The 18,425-nt window shown below is 57.6% G+C and carries 18 protein-coding genes; 3 read left to right on the top strand and 15 right to left on the bottom strand.

Features of this window, described 5'->3' with window-relative positions; translation table 11 throughout:
- The 12 genes from ACR0EV_RS15065 to trpS form a co-directional block, all read right to left on the bottom strand.
- Entirely contained in the window at positions 1 to 921 is a 921-nt protein-coding gene (locus tag ACR0EV_RS15065; RefSeq protein WP_171093632.1) for a sulfite exporter TauE/SafE family protein, read from the bottom strand.
- 315 nt (positions 922 to 1,236) lie between these two features.
- A complete protein-coding gene (locus ACR0EV_RS15070; RefSeq protein ID WP_480800835.1) occupies positions 1,237 to 2,205 on the bottom strand; it encodes an ABC transporter permease in 969 nt (322 codons plus the stop codon).
- Positions 2,205 to 3,299, bottom strand: a complete 1,095-nt coding sequence (locus ACR0EV_RS15075; RefSeq protein WP_480800836.1) for an ABC transporter permease — start codon at positions 3,297 to 3,299, stop codon at positions 2,205 to 2,207. Before ACR0EV_RS15075 ends, ACR0EV_RS15070 begins: the two co-directional genes overlap by 1 nt.
- 1 nt (position 3,300) lies before the next feature.
- Complete coding sequence (locus tag ACR0EV_RS15080) at positions 3,301 to 4,830, bottom strand: ABC transporter ATP-binding protein (RefSeq protein ID WP_480800837.1); 1,530 nt, start codon at positions 4,828 to 4,830, stop codon at positions 3,301 to 3,303.
- 87 nt (positions 4,831 to 4,917) lie between these two features.
- Positions 4,918 to 5,916, bottom strand: coding sequence for a BMP family lipoprotein (locus tag ACR0EV_RS15085; protein WP_480800838.1), 999 nt, complete (start codon positions 5,914 to 5,916; stop codon positions 4,918 to 4,920).
- A 157-nt stretch (positions 5,917 to 6,073) separates the two neighbouring features.
- A complete protein-coding gene (locus tag ACR0EV_RS15090) occupies positions 6,074 to 6,472 on the bottom strand; it encodes a GNAT family N-acetyltransferase (RefSeq protein ID WP_480800839.1) in 399 nt (132 codons plus the stop codon).
- A gap of 11 nt (positions 6,473 to 6,483) precedes the next feature.
- Positions 6,484 to 7,074 (bottom strand): tRNA (adenosine(37)-N6)-threonylcarbamoyltransferase complex dimerization subunit type 1 TsaB, encoded by a 591-nt coding sequence (tsaB, locus tag ACR0EV_RS15095; protein ID WP_480800840.1) that lies wholly within the window; start codon positions 7,072 to 7,074, stop codon positions 6,484 to 6,486.
- Positions 7,064 to 7,627, bottom strand: coding sequence for a NifU family protein (locus ACR0EV_RS15100; RefSeq protein WP_480800841.1), 564 nt, complete (start codon positions 7,625 to 7,627; stop codon positions 7,064 to 7,066). The genes tsaB and ACR0EV_RS15100 overlap by 11 nt, the downstream gene beginning before the upstream one ends.
- Before the next feature lie 69 nt (positions 7,628 to 7,696).
- Entirely contained in the window at positions 7,697 to 8,290 is a 594-nt protein-coding gene (locus ACR0EV_RS15105; RefSeq protein WP_480800842.1) for a DsbA family protein, read from the bottom strand.
- Positions 8,291 to 8,299: 9 nt separating this feature from the next.
- A complete protein-coding gene (locus ACR0EV_RS15110; protein ID WP_171093614.1) occupies positions 8,300 to 8,755 on the bottom strand; it encodes a universal stress protein in 456 nt (151 codons plus the stop codon).
- Positions 8,756 to 8,832: 77 nt separating this feature from the next.
- Entirely contained in the window at positions 8,833 to 9,696 is an 864-nt protein-coding gene (locus tag ACR0EV_RS15115) for a branched-chain amino acid aminotransferase (RefSeq protein ID WP_480800843.1), read from the bottom strand.
- Positions 9,697 to 9,754: 58 nt separating this feature from the next.
- On the bottom strand, positions 9,755 to 10,783 hold the full coding sequence (gene trpS / locus ACR0EV_RS15120) for a tryptophan--tRNA ligase (protein ID WP_475192435.1): 1,029 nt from the start codon (positions 10,781 to 10,783) through the stop codon (positions 9,755 to 9,757).
- An 86-nt stretch (positions 10,784 to 10,869) separates the two neighbouring features.
- Between trpS and ACR0EV_RS15125 the strand changes: the two genes are divergently transcribed.
- Positions 10,870 to 11,556 (top strand): rhomboid family intramembrane serine protease, encoded by a 687-nt coding sequence (locus tag ACR0EV_RS15125; RefSeq protein WP_171093608.1) that lies wholly within the window; start codon positions 10,870 to 10,872, stop codon positions 11,554 to 11,556.
- Here the strand turns inward: ACR0EV_RS15125 and murJ are convergent, their stop codons facing one another.
- Genes murJ through ACR0EV_RS15140 form a run of 3 tightly spaced genes read right to left on the bottom strand, consistent with a single transcriptional unit; the run spans position 11,557 to position 17,046 of the window.
- A complete protein-coding gene (gene murJ / locus ACR0EV_RS15130) occupies positions 11,557 to 13,098 on the bottom strand; it encodes a murein biosynthesis integral membrane protein MurJ (protein ID WP_480800844.1) in 1,542 nt (513 codons plus the stop codon).
- Positions 13,095 to 15,914, bottom strand: a complete 2,820-nt coding sequence (locus ACR0EV_RS15135) for a [protein-PII] uridylyltransferase (protein ID WP_480800845.1) — start codon at positions 15,912 to 15,914, stop codon at positions 13,095 to 13,097. The genes murJ and ACR0EV_RS15135 overlap by 4 nt, the downstream gene beginning before the upstream one ends.
- Positions 15,874 to 17,046, bottom strand: a complete 1,173-nt coding sequence (locus ACR0EV_RS15140; RefSeq protein ID WP_480800846.1) for a penicillin-binding protein activator — start codon at positions 17,044 to 17,046, stop codon at positions 15,874 to 15,876. Before ACR0EV_RS15140 ends, ACR0EV_RS15135 begins: the two co-directional genes overlap by 41 nt.
- An 88-nt stretch (positions 17,047 to 17,134) precedes the next feature.
- On the opposite strand from ACR0EV_RS15140, the gene rsmI reads away from it, so the two are divergent.
- Both rsmI and ACR0EV_RS15150 read left to right on the top strand, forming a co-directional pair.
- The gene (gene rsmI / locus ACR0EV_RS15145) at positions 17,135 to 17,989 is read left to right on the top strand and encodes a 16S rRNA (cytidine(1402)-2'-O)-methyltransferase (protein WP_480800847.1); all 855 of its coding nucleotides are present in this window, start codon (positions 17,135 to 17,137) and stop codon (positions 17,987 to 17,989) included.
- A 4-nt stretch (positions 17,990 to 17,993) separates the two neighbouring features.
- Positions 17,994 to 18,365, top strand: coding sequence for a YraN family protein (locus ACR0EV_RS15150; protein ID WP_480800848.1), 372 nt, complete (start codon positions 17,994 to 17,996; stop codon positions 18,363 to 18,365).
- The last annotated feature ends 60 nt before the right edge of the window (positions 18,366 to 18,425 follow it).

Below are 18,425 nucleotides of genomic sequence, written 5' to 3' on the forward strand. Positions count from 1 at the left end.
TCAGTGCCCTCCGCCAGTTCCAAGCGAATAAAGCTCGGCAGGTTCAAGAAGCAGATCAAGCGCAAGCTTGCCGCACACCGCCAGAACCAAAGCAGCCAGCAAAACGCGCAGTTGCTCTGCCGGCATACGCGCGCCAATCACGGTACCGATCTGCGCGCCAATCACGCCGCCAACCAGCAGCAGAACCGCCAGAACAATGTCCACCGTATAGTTCGTGGTGGCGTGCAGCATTGTGGTGAAGGCCGTTACAAAGATGATTTGAAACAGCGAAGTGCCGACAACAACCTTTGTGGGCATGCCCAACAGGTAAATCATGGCGGGAACCATGATAAAGCCGCCGCCGACACCCATGATTGCAGACAAAACCCCGACGCAAAGTCCAACCAAAACCGGTGGAATGACCGAGATATAAAGGCCTGATGTGCGGAACCTCATTTTGAAGGGCAGGGCATGAATCCAGCCCCGCTGACGGCGTTTGGCGGCAACAGCTCCGCCTCTTTTCGCCTTGCGCAGTGCCCTGAGGCTTTCGACGAACATCAGGCTTCCGATGACGCCAAGGAAAACGACGTAACACAGTTTGACCAGCAGATCGACCTGACCCAGGCTTTTGAGATAGTTGAAGACAACCACACCCAAAGCGGCCCCGATCAGGCCCCCGACCAGCAACACAGTCCCCATCTTTAGGTCTACGGTTTTTCGTCGGAAATGGGCCAACACGCCGGAAAAGGACGAAGCAACAATCTGATTGGCCTCGGTCGCAACCGCCACCGCTGGCGGAATGCCGATGAAGAACAGCAGCGGCGTCATAAGAAAACCGCCGCCGACCCCGAACATTCCGGACAAGACGCCAACCATTCCACCCAGACCAAGCAGGAGGAATGCGTTCACCGATACTTCGGCTATGGGCAGGTAAATGTACATGATACCGTCACTTTGTGTTTTGCGTCGCCGCGCTGCCGCATGCAGTCCATTGGTAAGCCATTGATGCAGTTTTTTGCATGTATATCATTGTCACATGCCTCCCGGCTTGATCAGCCAAAAGATGTCTTCTGACTGCAAAACGAGATCAATTCCAATCTTGAAGGCAACGCCCGACGTAGGGAAGGCGCTGACAGGTACTTTGGCTATGGGCAGGTAGACTTGCATACCCCCTTAGAACGGGTGCGGCATGCAAAATCAACTCTGCATGCCGCTCTGCAGCGAACAGGACCCAGAATTGATCCTGAACTGGACTTATCAGCGTTCCTTCACGTACGGTTCGCCACCGGCGCGCGGGGGAACGGCTTTGCCGACAAACCCGGCCAGAATCACAACAGTCAGGATGTAGGGCAGGGCGTCCATTACTTGCACCGGGATCACAATTCCACCCAGATCGATATTCTGGAATCGCAGGGCAACGGCTTGCAGCAGGCCAAACAGCAGACAGGCCCACATGGCATGCCAGGGGCGCCATTTCGCAAAGATGAGCGCCGCCAGTGCAATGAACCCGCGTCCGGCCGTCATTTCCTTGACGAAGCCGGCCTGCAATGCAGTGGCCAGATATGCTCCCGCAATACCGCACAAAACGCCACAGATCGCGACTGCCGCGAAACGCAGGCCAACCACGGATACGCCCGCTGTATCAACCGCAGCCGGGTTCTCACCCACTGCCCGCAATCGCAGGCCAAAGCGGGTGCGATACAGAACCCACCATGTCGCCGGAACCATCAGAAACGCCACATAGACCAGGATCGAGTGACCCGAGAGCAATTCGGAATAAATCGGGCCGATAATCGGCACACCGCTGATCGCTTCCGCAAATGGGAAATTGATGGGCTCAAACCGCCCACCTCCAAACAGGGACGGTGTCCGCCCGCCTTGCTGGAACCAGCTTTGGGCGACCAGTACGGTCAAACCCGAAGCGAGGAAGTTGATCGCCACGCCCGAGATAAGCTGATTGCCCCGGAATGTAATTGACGCCAGCCCGTGGAGCCCTGACAGCAACAATGAAGCTGCAATGCCCGCCAGCAAGCCCAGCCAAACCGAGCCGGTAACCGCTGCGATGGCTGCGGAAAAGAATGCCGCCATCAGCATTTTGCCTTCGAGGCCAATGTCAAAGATACCAGCACGTTCCGAATAGAGACCGGCCAGACAGGCCAACAGCAGTGGGGTGGACAGGCGAATGGTCGAATCCAGGACCTGGATGAGGGTAACGAAGAATTCCATCACTCAGCCCTCTTCCGCATACCAAGGAACAGTTTTTCAAGCGGCATTCGCACCATGTTGTCCAGAGCTCCGGTGAACAGAATGACCAACGCCTGAATAACAACGATCAGCTCACGCGGGATCGAGGCCCACAAGGCCAGTTCCGCCCCGCCCTGATAGAGGAAGCCAAACAGCAAGGCGGCCAGAAAAACGCCGAACGGGTGGGACCGGCCCATCAGCGCAACGGCGATACCGATGAAGCCCGCGCCCTCGGTCGAGTTCAGAACCAGCCGCTCTGCCTCGCCCATCACGTTGTTGATGGCCATCAAACCCGCCAGCGCGCCCGAAATGAGCATGGCAATGATGGTGATCCGCACGGGGGAAATGCCAGCGTAAACCGCCCCGGTTTCCGAGTGGCCATAGGCGCGGATTTCGTACCCCAACCGGGTCCGCCAGATCAGCGCCCAGACAACGACACAGGCCAGCAGCGCGATGAAGAACGTGATGTTCGCCGGAGCCCCGCGGAACACCACATTCTCAGCGGTCGAGAACATCGACTGGAAGGTCGGCAGGTGAACGGTTTCAGGGAATCTTGCGGTGGCCGGGTCCTGCGATCCTTGCGGGCGCATGACATTGACCAGCATGTAGTTCAGGAACGCGGCCGCGATAAAGTTGAACATGATCGTGGTGATCACGATGTGGCTGCCGCGTTTGGCTTGCAAATAGGCCGGAATGGCGGCCCAAAACGCACCGAACAGCATTGATGCGGCGCAGGCCGCGAGCAAGGCTATGCTCCAATGGGGCCAGTCGACATAAAGGCAGACCATGGCGACGCCAAGCCCGCCCAGCATCGCCTGACCTTCGCCACCGATGTTAAAGAGACGTGCATGAAACGCGACGGCAACTGCAAGACCGGTGAACATGAAATTCGTCGCATAGTAAAGCGTGTAGCCCCAGCCATAGGTCGACCCCAGCGCGCCGGTCACCATAAGCTGAACCGCTTCGATCGGGTTTTCTCCGATGGCGAGGATGACCAGCGCCGACAAGATAGCGGCCAGTATCAGACTGATCAGCGGGATCAGAACGACATCGGCCCATTTGGGCATTTTTTCCATGTTACGCGGCCTCTCCCGCAACACCGGCCATCAACAGGCCCAGTTCTTTTTCATCCGTCTCATGGGGCAGTCGTTCACCCATGATGTGTCCGTCAAACATCACCGCGATCCGGTCGGAAAGCGAAAAGATCTCTTCCAGCTCGACCGAGACCAACAGAATGGCTTTGCCCTGATCACGCAGAGCGACGATCTGCTTGTGAATGAACTCGATCGCACCGATGTCTACGCCGCGTGTGGGTTGTCCGACCAGCAGCAGATCCGGGTTGCGCTCGATCTCGCGTGCGACAACGATCTTTTGCTGGTTGCCGCCAGAAAAGCTCTTGGCCGCCAACCATGGATCGGGCGGGCGGACGTCGAATTTTTCAATCTTGGCTTCGGTATCGGCGCGCAAGGCGGCATTGTCCATGAAGATGCCGCGTTTGTATGCCGGGTCACGATGATAGCCGAAGGCGACGTTTTCCCACGCGTGGAAATCCATAATCAAACCTTCGCGCTGCCGGTCTTCCGGCACATGTGCGATATGCCGGGCGCGGCGGGCCTGACCGTCCGACCCTGCGCCACTCAGCGCCAAAGGCTGACCATTCAATTTGATCGAACCTTGGCCCGGGCGCATACCGCCCAGAACCTCAAGCAGCTCGGATTGTCCGTTGCCAGCCACCCCGGCGATGCCGACGATTTCACCTGCGCGGACGGTCAGATCAATGCCTTTGACCCGTTCCACTCCGGTCGAATCGAAAACGCTCAGTTTTTCAATCTCAAGAATGGGTTGACCGGGTTTGGCAGGAACTTTGTCGACCTGAAGCAGAACCTTGCGGCCTACCATCAGCTCGGCCAACTCTTCGGGGCTGGTTTCGGACGTTTTGACAGTTGCCGTCATCTGTCCCCGTCGCATGACCGAGACGGTGTCGGTATTCTCCATGATCTCACGCAGTTTGTGCGTAATCACGATGATCGTTTTCCCCTCGGCCCGCAGGCGGTCGAGAATGCGGAACAGCTGATCCGCTTCAGCCGGGGTCAGAACGCCGGTAGGTTCGTCCAGAATCAGAATCTCAGCCTTCCGATACAACGCCTTCAGGATCTCGACGCGCTGTTGCATGCCCACGCCGATCTCGTCGATACGCTTGTCGGGGTCGACGAACAGTTCGTACTCTTCTTCCAGATCTTTCAGCTCTTTACGCGCCTTTGCCAGAGACGGGGCAAGCAGCCCACCATCTTCGGCACCCAGCACGATGTTTTCCAGAACGGTAAAGTTTTCAACCAGCTTGAAATGCTGGAATACCATCCCGATGCCTGCGGCGATTGCGGCCTGGCTGTCAGGGATGTCTGTCTTAGATCCGTTGATCCAGATCTCACCTTTGTCGGCTTTGTAGAAGCCGTAGAGGATGCTCATCAGCGTGGATTTGCCCGCGCCGTTTTCACCGATGATCCCGTGTATTGTACCGGGGGCGACACTGATGGAGATGTCTTTGTTGGCCTGAACCGGCCCAAAGGCTTTGGAAATCCCTTTGAGCTCAATGGCGGGGACGGTCATGTCTTGTCCTCAATTGCCGAAAGGGCCGCACGGACGGCGCGGCAGAGTGGAAAACGGGGCGGAGGAAACCCCCACCCCGCATGTATTTTAGAACTGCAGTGCCGGACAGCTGTCGTTCTCGTAATAGCTGACAACGTTAATGTCGCCGTTGATGATGGCGCTGCGCGCATCGTCCACAGCGTCTGCCATACGGACGGACACGAGGGATTCGTTGTTTTCATCCATCGCAACGCCAACACCGTCTTCGGCCAGACCCATGGTGAAGATACCGGTTTCTACGTCGTCGCCTGCTTTCATCGCTTCATAAACGGCAACATCCACGCGCTTGAGCATCGAGGTCAGAACTTTGCCCGGGTGCAGGTGGTTCTGGTTGCTGTCCACGCCGATTGACAGGATTCCTTCGTCGGCTGCGGTTTGCAGAACACCAACGCCTGTGCCACCGGCTGCGGCATAGATCACGTCTGCGCCCTGGCTGATCTGTGCCTTGGTCAGTTCGGATCCTTTCACAGGATCATTCCACGCTGCCGGAGTGGTGCCGGTCATGTTGGCCACGACGTTGATGTCAGGATTCACAGCCTTGGCACCCTGCGCGTATCCACAGCCAAAGTGACGGATCAGCGGAATATCCATACCGCCGATGAAACCAACAGTGCCCGATTCCGACGCCATCGCGGCCATCATGCCAACCAGGTACGAACCTTCATGCTCGGCGAAGCCAATCTGACGGATGTTTGGAATGTCCAGCCAGTTCACGTCAACAGCGACGAACTTGGTGTCCGGATAATCGCCAGCGACTGCTGACAGCGGATCAGCCATACCAAAGCCCATGGTGATGATCGGGTTTGCACCGGATTCAGCAAAGCGGCGCAGGGCCTGCTCACGCTGTGCTTCCGACTGGATTTCGATCTCACGGTACTTGCCACCGGTCTCATTTGCCCAACGCTGCGCGCCGTTATAGGCGGCTTCGTTGAACGATTTGTCAAATTTGCCGCCCAGATCAAAGATCAGCGCCGGTTCAGCCAGAGCGGCACCTGCAGTCAGAGCGACGGCGGCGGCAGCGCTCATCAAGGATTTCATCAGGGTCATTTCGGTCTCCCAGTTTTATGTTGGCACGGGATCAGATTAGTCCCGTTTACCCACGTTTAGCGAGCATAACTGTTGTGATGGCGGGTATTAAGGGGGTTTGCAACCGTCATGGTCAATTGATTCCTGACCAAATGGTCCAAAAAATGTTCACTTGCCCTTAGGGCAGGTGGCATTCCATCACCAGAGCGTCGGTTTTTGTGCCCGTTTCGCGCGAATAATACGCACGCCGCACGCCGCAACGATGATACCCGCAGCGTTCATACAAGGCGATTGCCGCCACATTGTCAGCTGCGACGTCTAGGAAGGCCCGGTTTGCCTCCATGGCTGCGGCCTGACGGTGCCATTCACGCATCGTTTCCAGGGCCAGCCCCTGACGTTGTACCGAAGGGTGAGTCGCAATTGTTAGCAGCTCGGCCTCGCCGGCGATCACCTGAAACAACGCAAAGCAACGCGGATCACCAACGTAATGCGTAAACGGGTTGTCCAGAAGGCTTTCAAATTCGCTGGCGGACCAGGGGCGCGACTGCGTGAACGCAGCGGCATGAGTCGTTGCCATATCGTGCGGCGTCATTCGTCCAACAAGACCGGAGGCACATCACGCGACGGGGCCGCATCTGCGGGCCGGACATACAGCGGTGCCGGCGGTGCGCTGACATCGCGCCAACGTTCAGCCGTCAGACGCGCAATGGCTTGGGCGTGTTGGTCCGGGTCATTGCAGGAAAACAGCGACCCAAGTGCCTCGGCCTCTACCCTGGGCATCAGGCGTGGATCGGCGCCGAGGGCCCGAACATAAACCTGGTCGCGCGGGGCTGGGACACATGGAATCTGGTCCGCAGCGCCTAGCTCCATCAAAGCATCGAAGCCTGAAACACCAACTGCCGGTACGCCGAGGCCCAAGGCAAGCCCGCGCGCGGCAGAGACCGAGATTCGAATGCCAGTAAAATTACCCGGTCCGACACCCACGCCTATGGCGTCAAGATCGGACCAAGAACAACCACCCTGAGCGAGTACGTCTTCGAGCATCGGCATCAGGCGTTCGGCCTGCCCGCGTGACATTGCTTCGGCCCGAGAAGTGACGATTTCACCGCCGCGCAACAAAGCGGCCGCGCAATGCGCGGCCGATGTATCAAATGACAGAATCGTCGGGTCAGACGGCAACAGGGCGAACCTCGGTCACTTCGGGGATGTAGTGGCGCAGTAGGTTCTCGATGCCCATCTTCAGTGTCAGCGTCGAAGACGGGCAGCCCGCGCAGGCCCCCTGCATGTGTAGATAAACGATGCCGCGATCAAAGCCGTGGAAGGTGATGTCACCACCGTCCTGAGCCACCGCCGGGCGCACGCGGCTGTCCAGCAGGTCTTTGATCTGATTGACGATTTCAGCGTCTTCCCCAGTGTGTTCCGCATGGCCAGATGCGGCAGTTGCATCAGCGCCCATCACTGGTTGACCCGATTGGTAGTGCTCCATCACCGCACCCAGGATCGCCGGTTTGATGTGATCCCACTGAACGTCATCGGATTTGGTGACAGTGACAAAATCGTTGCCAAAGAACACGCCGGTCACACCGTTAACAGCAAAGATCCGTTTGGCCAGAGGAGATTTCTCTCCCGCGTCTGGCGTTGGGAAATCTGCAGTTCCAGCCTCAAGCACCGTTTGGCCGGGCAGGAACTTCAACGTGGCCGGGTTTGGGGTGGATTCGGTCTGGATGAACATGAGGCAGCTCCGTCTGATGTGCCTCTGATATGCGCGCAGGGGCGTGGGAAGTCAAGATTTGGAACAGTTCTAAATTGAAGCCGCGTGTTCCAGCGCCTCATCCAGACGATCGTCGCCCCAATACAGTTCGTCTTCGACCAGAAAACTGGGCGCTCCGAACAGATCAAGGTCTTTGGCGCGGTTGGATTGTGCAAACAGCGCAGCCTTGATGTCCGGGTCCTGCACGCGGCCCAGAGTGTCAGTTGGCAAGCCTGCCGCTTCCAGACAGTCCATCAGCACATTCTGATCCGAGATATCGTGCCCCGCTCCAAACTCTGCGCTGTAGACTGCCCTGACAAAAGCGGCCCGCTCTTTTTGATCTTCAATAGCCAGCGACAGACGCGCTGCCGAAAGAGAATTCTGCGGAAAGGGCTCAGGCCTTACAAGTGGCAACCCCCGCGCCGCACATAAACGCTCCATGTCACGCCACATGTATCGCCCTTTGGCAGGGTAGAGATTAAACGGAGAAGTTTGCCATCCCTGAGCTGCAAAAATGGGACCAAGCAAAAAAGGTTGCCATTCGACCGCAACACCCTTGGCTTGTGCCGCAGCTTCGATCCGCATTGCGCTGAGATAGGAATAGGTCGAGGCGAATTCGAACCAGAACTGTATCGTCCTCGCCATCGTCAGTCCTCAGGTGATTTCTTCCAGCTTTTCTTTGCTCAGATCGCCAGGAACAATGGTGATCGGGATCGGAAGGCTACCCGAGTTTTTCGTCAACTGAGTCACCAGCGGGCCTGGCCCCTTTTTGTCCGTCCCCGCCCCAAGCACAAGAACTCCGATTTCGGGATCGGACTGCACATGTTCTATGATCTGTGGCACCGGATCGCCTTCGCGGATAGCCAGTTCCGGTTCCACATTCTGTTTGTCACGCATCCATTTTGCAAAAACCTCGTAATGCGCATGGATACGCTCTCGCGCTTCTTCGCGCATGGTTTCGGCGACACCGATCCAGTGGTTGAACTCGTCTGGCGGGATCACCGACAGTATCGTCACTCCGCCACCGGTATGCGCCGCACGCATCGCGGCAAAGCGCATGGCGTTCAGGCATTCGCGGCTGTCATCCAGAACAACTAGAAACTTACGCATGGGTGTCCTCTTCAAGTTTCACAGATCATGCCCCAGCGGTTGCGCTGTGGCAACTCGGACACGTTCAAAGTGACATGCTAGCGTTCGCTTGCAGCCCAATCCCAGTAAAGTCCACGGGCGCGGCGGGCAATAGGGCCAACTTGAAATTGCGTATCGTCCAGAGCTGTAACAGGTGTCACCTTGTTCATGTTGCCTGACATGAACACTTCGTCTGCCTCGTGAAAATCCTCGAAACTCAAAACCGTTTCGTGGACCGCAACACCGTCGTCGCGCAAGTTCTTGATATGTCGCGCGCGCGTGATCCCCGCCAGAAACGTGCCGTTGGGGGCCGGGGTGAAGACCTCACCATCTTTGACCATAAAGATGTTGGCCGTTGCGGTTTCAGCCACGTTCCCCATCGCGTCAGCGACCAGAGCGTTCGAGAACCCCTTTGACCGGGCCTCTTGCAACATGCGTGCGTTGTTGGGGTACAGGCAACCGGCCTTGGCGTTTACAACTGCACTTTCCAAAACAGGGCGGCGAAACCTTGTGGTTGTCAAAGTGACCGAGGCTGTGTCCGGTGCCATCGGGATCTCTTCCAGACAAATGGCAAAGCCTGTGCTGTTTTCCTGTGGGACAATGGCGGTCTGGTCGCCGTCGATCCCCCAATACATCGGCCGAATATAGACAGCGGTATCTGCGTCGTAGGATTGCAACCCTTCGCGCACCAACTCCACCATATGTTTAGCTGTTACAGTCGGGGTCAGCATCAAAGCTTCTGCAGATCGGTTTACCCGCGCACAATGCGCGTGCAAGTCGGGTGCAAGGCCCTCGAAATATCGAGCGCCATCAAAGACGGAAGACCCCAACCAGGCCCCGTGATCGGCGGCGCGCATGATGGGGGCATCCCCTTCATGCCACTGGCCTTCGAAATATGTGCGGATATTCTTGCCTGTTGCCATGATGCCCTCCCAAGCTTTGGGCAAACCTAGGAGGGCGTCAGAAAAAGGTCCAGTGCAATCAGCGTGATGCTGACCCAACCATGCCTACGATTTCGTAGGTCTTGTGCAGGATCGGAGCAGCAATCTCACGCGCACGCTCGGCTCCGCGTGCCAGGATGCGATCAATTTCAGCCTGATCTGCCATCAAACGAGACATTTCGGTCGAGATCGGCGCCAGTTTCGCCACCGCCAGATCGGCAAGCATCGGTTTAAAGTCACCAAACTGCTTGCCGCCGACCTCGGCCAGAACCTGCTCGACACTTTGATCGTTCAGCGCCGCGTAGATATTGACCAGATTGCGCGCTTCGGGGCGATCCTCGAGCCCATCAACATCCGACGGCAGCGCGTCCGGGTCGGTCTTGGCCTTACGGATTTTCTTGGCAATCGCGTCGGCATCATCGGTCAGGTTGATCCGGCTCATGTCTGACGGATCGGATTTTGACATCTTCTTGGACCCGTCCCGCAAGCTCATGACGCGGGTGGCCGCGCCTTCGATTACCGGCTCGGTGATTGGGAAGAAGTCGACGCCAAAGTCGTTGTTGAACTTGATGGCGATATCACGGGTCAACTCCAGATGCTGTTTCTGATCCTCACCGACCGGCACATGGGTCGCGTGATAGATCAGAATGTCAGCCGCCATCAGCGACGGGTAGGCAAACAACCCCAGCGAAGCGTTCTGCTGGTTCTTGCCTGCCTTGTCCTTCCACTGGGTCATGCGTTGCATCCAGCCCATCCGGGCGACGCAGTTAAAGATCCAGCCCAGTTGTGCATGTTCGGGCACCTGGCTTTGGTTGAACAAAATCGACTGTTCGGGGTCGATGCCCGCTGCGATGAAGCCTGCGCATAATTCGCGAGTGTTGTGGGACAGCGCGGCGGGGTCCTGCCATGTGGTGATCGCGTGCAGATCGACCATGCAATAGATGGTTTCGAAATCTGCACCCTGCATATCCACAAAGCGCTTCATTGCGCCCAGATAGTTGCCCAGGGTCAGCCCGCCCGAAGGCTGGATGCCGGAAAACACGCGCGGCGTGAACTGGGTCTCGGTCATCGAAGGGAACTCCCGTCTGGAAAAATCAGCCCCCGTCGCTTACCCATGAGGCACAGGGACGTCAACAGCCGCGAAAGGCCCGCCCAATGAGCAGTGAGCATTACACACCCGCCGTGAACCCTTTGCCGCCCGTTGTTGTGGCGCTGGTTCTGTTCATCATCGGCATTGAACTCGCTTTTACGCTGGGATCGCGCGGTTTGGTCGGAGGGCCAACAGCGGTCGGCTGGCGGCTGGACGCGATACAACACTATGCGTTTTCGGCGGATATCTTCGACTGGATGGTGCTGAACGGGCGCTGGCCGTTTGAACATGTGATCCGGTTCGTGACCTATCCGTTTGTCTCGGCCAATTTCACACAGGCGGTGTTTGTTTGCGTCTTCGTTCTGGCCATGGGCAAGATGGTCGGTGAAGTGTTTGGCGGCTTCCCCATGCTGCTGATCTTTGTCGTCTCAGGGATCGGGGGCGCGTTGGCTTATGCCGTTCTGTTGGATCCCCGCTATCCTCTGATCGGAGGGTTTCCACCGGTTTACGGCCTTATCGGCGCATTTACTTGGTTGTTGTGGCGAAAGCTGTCTTTGGTTGGCGCAAATCAGGCACGGGCATTTCAGCTCATTGCCGTTCTTATGGGCATTCAATTTCTGTTTGGCCTGATCTTTGGCGGCAATTGGGAATGGGTTGCTGATTTGGGTGGGTTTGCCACCGGTTTCGGCGTCTCTTTCCTTGTCGCACCCGGTGCCTGGGACCGCATCGTCGGGCGCATACGCCGCGATTGATCAGGATCGGCGCAGGGCGCGTTTGAACTCGGACAGTTTGAATGCGCCCAAGAGGTGACCTAGACCAAAATAAGAAGCCGCAGCGACGATAATCAGGACAAACAGCGCCAGATATCTCCAACCGGGAACATTCAACGTCCAACCAAACGCCAGAAGCGCCGCATACAAGACCACGCCCATGCCAATCGAGGCCAGCACGATCCGACCCGCGCGTTGTTTGAACCGGTCATCGAACCGCGCCTCTTCCCCCATGTTTCGCGCCCCAAATGCCAATAGAACGACCATGGCCCAACCCGCTGTTGATGCAGCAATGGCGGGTGCGATCCAGCCCACAAGCGGGAAGAGGCCAAACGCCAAAGCAGCATTCACGATCATTGCCACGACAGCATAGTGAAACGGAGAGCGCGTATTCTCGCGTGCAAAATACAGTGGTTGCAGCAGTTTTTGCAGCATGAAGGCAGGTAGTCCGATGCCATAGATGGCAACGGCCAGCGCTGTGGCTGTGGTATCCTCGGTGGTGAATTGCCCCCGTTCGAACAGGACTGAGACCAGCGGGTTCGGGATGACCAGAAACGCCACGGTCGAAGGCAGGGTCAGCAGCAACATGAACTCTCCGGCACGGGAAAACGCGTTGCGTGCGCCTTCTTTGTCCTCGGCACGCAGTCGTCGCGACAGGTCGGGCAGCAGAACAATACCGATGGCGATACCGACCACGCCTAGCGGTAGTTGGTACAGCCGATCTGCAGCAAACAGCCAGCTCACGGCCTTTTCGGTTTTCGACGCCACCAACTGCCCGACGACCAGATTAACCTGCGTGACCCCCATCGCTAGAGCGGCAGGGACCGCGATGCGGACCATCCTGCGCATCTCGGGCGTGAGTTTAGGCAGGCCTGGCCGAATGCGGATACCGGCCCGTTCCGTTGCAACCCAGACCAGCGCCAATTGTGCGATACCTGCAGCCGGAATAACCGAGATCAGCCACCGGATGACCTCGCCGCCTGAAAGGGCCCCGGTGATCAGGGCCGTGCAGGCAAAGATGTTCAGCAAAACTGGTGCGGCAGCTGCCGCCGCGAACCGACCGGTTGCGTTCAGGACACCGGAAAAGAGGGCGGCCAGAGACATGAACAGGATGTAAGGGAAAACGACATACCCATAATCCACCGCCAGATCGAAGCGCTCATCGCCATAAAACCCTTCGGCTGTCAGCCACACCAAACCGGGCATGAAAACCAGCGCAAGCCCAACCAGTGCCAAAACAGCAAGCGCCAACAGGTTGAACGCATCCTGCGCAAAGCCCTGCGGATTCTCATCCGCTTCCAACCGCTTTGAGAACATGGGCACAAAGGCCGCGTTAAAGGCACCTTCGGCAAAAAAGCGGCGGAACATGTTCGGCAGGCGGAAGGCCGCAACAAACGCGTCCATAACCGGCCCGGGGCCGATCAGCGCGGTCAGCAGAATTTCCCGCAGAAACCCCAGAATGCGGCTGGCGAGTGTCCAGAAGCCGACCGTGAAAAAGCCCGAAATCAACCGGATTTGCTTCATGAGGCCGCACGCTCGGCGCCTTCGGTGATCGCCTTGCGCAACTTCGCCTCAAGCCCGCGCTGCTTGCTTTCCGAATGGTATTTCAGTCCGAACATGTCCTTGACGTAAAAGGCGTCCACCACCTGTTCGCCGTAGGTCGCAATCACGGCATTGGCAATGTACACATTCGCCGCTGCCAACGTCCGGGTCAGGTCATAAAGCAGACCGGGGCGGTCACGCGTGTCAACTTCGATGATCGTGTAGATTTCAGACCCATCATTGTCGAAAGTGATATGGGTCGGCACGTTGAAGGCACGCTCGCGTTTCTTGATCTTGTCGCGTGATTTCAGGGCTTCCTTGGCAACCACTTCGCCGCGCAGCGTCTTGTGGATCATCTGCGTCAGGCGGGGCAGACGCGCGGCTTCGAACGGACGCCCTTCGGCGTCCTGAATCCAGAATGCATCCGTGACGTAACCGTCTTTTGTGGTGTAGCTGCGGGCGTCTACAACATTCGCGCCGACAAGGGCCAATGCCCCGGCAATGCGGGCAAAAATCCCTGGATGGTCGCCCATTGCAAAGCATGCCCGCGTAGCGTCGCGATCCTCGTCAGGTTCAAGCCTGATTTCCATCGCGCCCGGATCACCGCTTTGGTCCAGTGCGTGCAGCATCTCTGCAAATTCGACATGCGTCGCCAGATTAAGACCCTGCCAATACGGATCATAGTGACGCGCTGTTTCAGTTTTGAGGTCTGTTTTGGACCAGCCCGCCAATTCCGTGCGCAGGGCCTTCTTGGCCTCAGCCCCGCGATTGGCGCGGTTGAGGTCTTCCATACCAGTTTCCAGCGCACGCTTGGTCTCTGCGTGCAAGGCGCGCAGCAACGTGGCTTTCCAATTGTTCCAGGTGTTGGGGCCGACGCCGCGAATGTCACAGACGGTTAGAACAGTTAGCAGATCCAGCCGTTTGACCGTTTGAACGGCCTTGGCAAAATCACGAACGGTCCGTGGGTCCGAGATGTCGCGTTTTTGCGCCATGTCCGACATCAGCAGGTGATACCGAACCAGCCATTCAACCGTTTCGGACTCTGATTTGCTCAGCCCCAATCGCGGGGCCACTTTGCGCGCGATCTGTGCGCCCAGTATCGAATGATCCTCGGGGCGGCCTTTGGCAATGTCGTGCAGCAGCAATGCGACGTACAGCACCTTTCGATTGACCCCGCGCTCAAGGATCGATGAGGCAAGCGGCAGGGATTCCACCAGTTCACCGCGCTCGATCTGGGCAAGGTTAATGATGCATTGGATGGTATGCTCGTCCACCGTATAGCTGTGATACATATTGAACTGCATCATCGCTACGATGTGCTCGAACTCGGGCAAAAAGGCCGATAGAACTCCCAGTTCGTTCATCCGCCGCAACGCACGTTCCGGGTTGCCGTGTTTCAGCATAAGATCCAGAAAAATGCGTTTGGCTTCTTTGTCGTTGCGCATCTCGTCATCGATAAGATGTAGATTGGCGCTGACAAGGCGCATTGCATCCGGATGGATCAGCATGCCGGTGCGCAGCCCTTCTTCGAACAAACGCAGAAGGTTTAGTTTGTCCAACAGGAACGTGTCGGGGTCGGCTACGTCGAGACGCCCGTGAACCACTCTATAGCCATCCTTGACCCTTGGGCTTCTGCGGAAAATACGCTCCAGCAACGGCGCGCTTTTCATATGCAGCGCTTCGAGCTTGGTCAGGAAAATCCGTGTCAGTTCACCGACCCGAGTTGCCTCGCGGAAGTAGCGCTGCATGAAGACCTCGACCGCCCGTCGCCCGGCGCGATCCTCATAGCCCATGCGTGCGGCCACTTCGACCTGCATGTCAAACGTCAGTTGCTCGGTGGCGCGGCCCGTCACCAGATGCAGATGCGATCGCACGGCCCACAGGAACTCTTCGGCCTGAACAAAGGTCTCGAATTCTTCTGGCGTGAACAAACCCAGAGGAACGAGTTCGGCCACGTCCTGCACGCCATAGACATATTTTGCGATCCAATAGAGCGATTGAAGATCACGCAGGCCGCCTTTGCCTTCTTTCACATTGGGTTCGACCATGTAGCGCTCACCTTGTTTCAGGTGGCGCTCGTCCCGTTCTTTCAGCTTGGCTTCGATGAATTCGCGTTCGGTTCCCTTGAACAAATCGCTTTTCAGACGTTGATCCAGCTCGTCCGCAAGGGCCTTGTCACCGGCCAGATAGCGTTGTTCCAACATGGCGGTGCGGATGGTGAAATCCTCGGCGCCCAGCCGCAAGCAGTCTTTGATCGTACGAGAGGAATGGCCGACTTTCAGCCGCAAGTCCCACAGAATGTAGAGCATCGATTCGATGACGCTCTCGGCCCAAGCTGTGATTTTATAGGGGGTCAGAAACAGCAGGTCGACATCCGAAGATGGCGCCATTTCTCCGCGCCCGTACCCGCCGACCGCCAAAACCGCAATCTTCTCGCCTTGGGTGGGCGTTGCAAGCGGATGTAGGCGTGTGCTGGACACCAGCATCGCCGTACCGACCAACTGATCCGTCAGATAGGTATAGGACCGCGTCAGTGCGCGCGCCTCGAAGGGCTTTTTGCCAAAGGCTTCGGCAATAGCAGCGCGCCCGGCCTTTTGCGCGTCACGCAGAATACGCACCGTTTCGGCCCGCATTTTGCTGTTGTCCGTGCACGACTCAAACGCCAGCGCCAGCGCGTCATTGACGCTGGCACTGTCGAAGATGTCTTCAGCGGGGCAGATTAACGAGCTTTCAGGCACAGGGCTGGCGCCCGGCAGATCAGAAGCCGGCGCCAGAGAAGCTTTGTGGGGCAGGGTCAATCACAACCACCTGTTTGTTCTGGATCGTGGCGACCGCCAGACCGCGTTCGTTGGTGCCGTTCGGGCGCAGGCGGAAAATGCCGCCAACGCCCTGGAAACCGGCGTTTTGTGTCAGCGCTGACGCGGTCAGAGCATCGGATTTGCCCTGACTGACCAACGCGCCGATGGCTGCGATACCGTCATAGGCCAACCCGCTGATCGGATGGGGCGCTTCGCCATATGTCGCGTTGTAACGTTGACGATATGCCTGAGCCTTGGATGGATCGGGCAGAGCGAACCATCCGCCTTGCACGCCCGGCAACTCAAGCGTCTGTGGAGGAATATCCCAGCGCGTCAGGCCGATAAATTGCGTGGTCGCGGGCGACACTCCAGCCTCAGGCAGCAATTGCGAGAACAAAGGCAATGCACCTGCCGTTGTGGCCGTCAGGAAAATCGAATCGGCCCCTGTCGAATCAACCGTGGCTTTGATTGAGGGCACCGAGTTGATAACGCCCTGCTGCGAACGGTCGTATCCAACAGTGCCGGCGTTGTTGACCCGGCTGCTGGCAAGTGCGCTTGCAATTGCGGCTTGGCCCAGCTGACCTGCGGCGTCGTTGCTGTGCACGATCACTGTGTTGGCTTTGCCCTGACTTCCCGCATAGCTCACCAACCGGTTGGCTGTGTTGTCAAACGTGGGGCCAAGAACAAAGACGTTTCCACCCGCGATGCTGGTGTTGTTCGAAAACGAAAGCACGTTGATATTGTTGTTCAATACCGCCAGTCCGGCGGCATTTGCGGCCTGCGCATAGACCGGCCCGATGATGATCTTGGCACCATCCGCAACGGCTTGCTGGGCCACCGCAGTCGCCGTGTTCGGGTTTCCGGCTGTGTCGTAAACACGCAGGTCGATGGTCACGTTGGGCAGATCAGACATTGCCAGACGCGCTGCATTTTCCAGGCTTTGTGCTAATGCAGCATCACCTGATTGGCCAGACCCGCTGGGCACAAGTAAAGCCACAGGAACCGGGGCAGAAGTATTGATCGACGGTCCACCGCCAAGGCCGCCCGGTTCACAGGCGGCCAGAAACGCCGCGGTTGTCAGGGCAGCAGCAGCTTTCGCCAACTTGCTTACGGGCTTGCAAACGGTGAACATCTAAATGAAAACTCCCTGATCCGGCGGCCTTGAATGCTTCTGTTCTGTCGAGCCGCGATAATAAACGTCACGCTGTGAGGGTCCAGCTTTGAATTTCCAAAAGATCAGATTGGCTGCGGGCCTGTACTTTGTTGCCACTCCGATTGGAACTGCGCGCGATATTACGCTCAGGGCGTTGGATGTTCTGGCATCAGCCGACGTGATCGCAGCGGAAGACACCCGCAGTTTGCGCCGTTTGATGGAGATTCACGGCGTCCCTTTGGAGGGGCGCCGAATCCATGCCTACCATGATCACAGCGGCGCAGGAGCGCGCGCCAAAATCGTGGAGGCGCTGGCGCAGGGGCAGTCAGTTGCCTACGCCTCAGAGGCTGGAATGCCACTTATTGCGGATCCGGGCTATGATCTGGGAAAGCAGGCGGCTGAGGCCGGGCACATGGTGACCTGTGCCCCCGGCGCGTCGGCAGCTTTGACGGCTTTGACCTTGGCGGGTCTTCCGACAGACGCTTTCTTTTTTGCTGGTTTTCTACCGAACGCGTCCGGCGCACGCCGCGCCAGGATTGAGGCGCTGAAGGATATTCCGGGTACGTTAGTTTTTTATGAATCTCCAAAACGTGTATCCGCCAGCTTGTCAGATCTGGCCATGGTTCTGGGAGCAGACCGACAGGCGGCGCTGTGTCGCGAACTGACGAAGAAATTCGAAGAGATTCGCCGTGGCACCCTGGCCGATTTGGCCCAAGATTACCAAGACAAGTCGGTCAAAGGTGAAATCGTTGTTCTGGTGGATCGTGGCCATTCGCAAAGCGTTAACGAATCCGACGTAGAAGAGGCACTGAAGCGAGCGTTGGAAAGCCACTCGGTTCGGGATGCGGCGGATCTTGTTTCAAAAATGTATGACCTGCCGCGCCGACCGATTTACCAGAAAGCTCTGAAACTGGGAAAATGACGATATGGGTCGGCGGGCAAATCAGGGCTCTGTTTCATATCATGCCGGGCAGGCCGCAGAGCTGCGGGTTGCCGAGGACTATGAGCGTCGTGGCATGGCCATTCTGCATCGGCGCTGGCGCGGCGCGGGCGGTGAAATTGATCTGATCGCGCGCAATGGCGCGGGACTTGTGTTCATTGAAGTCAAGAAAAGCAGCAGCTTTGACAAGGCGGCAGCCCGGATCAGCCCCAGACAGATCGATCGAATCTACGCTTCGGCTGCTCAGTTCTTAGAGAATGAACCAAATGGACAACTCACCGACGTGCGCTTTGACGCGGCTCTGGTGGATGCGTCTGGTGCAGTTCAAATCATCGAAAACGCCTTTGGTCACGCCTAAGCCCCATTGAACCCAAGGGCCTGCTGGGCCATGTATCTGGCGTGAAACTGAGGGACATGC

It is taken from the genome of Ruegeria sp. CF8, from assembly GCF_056537285.1.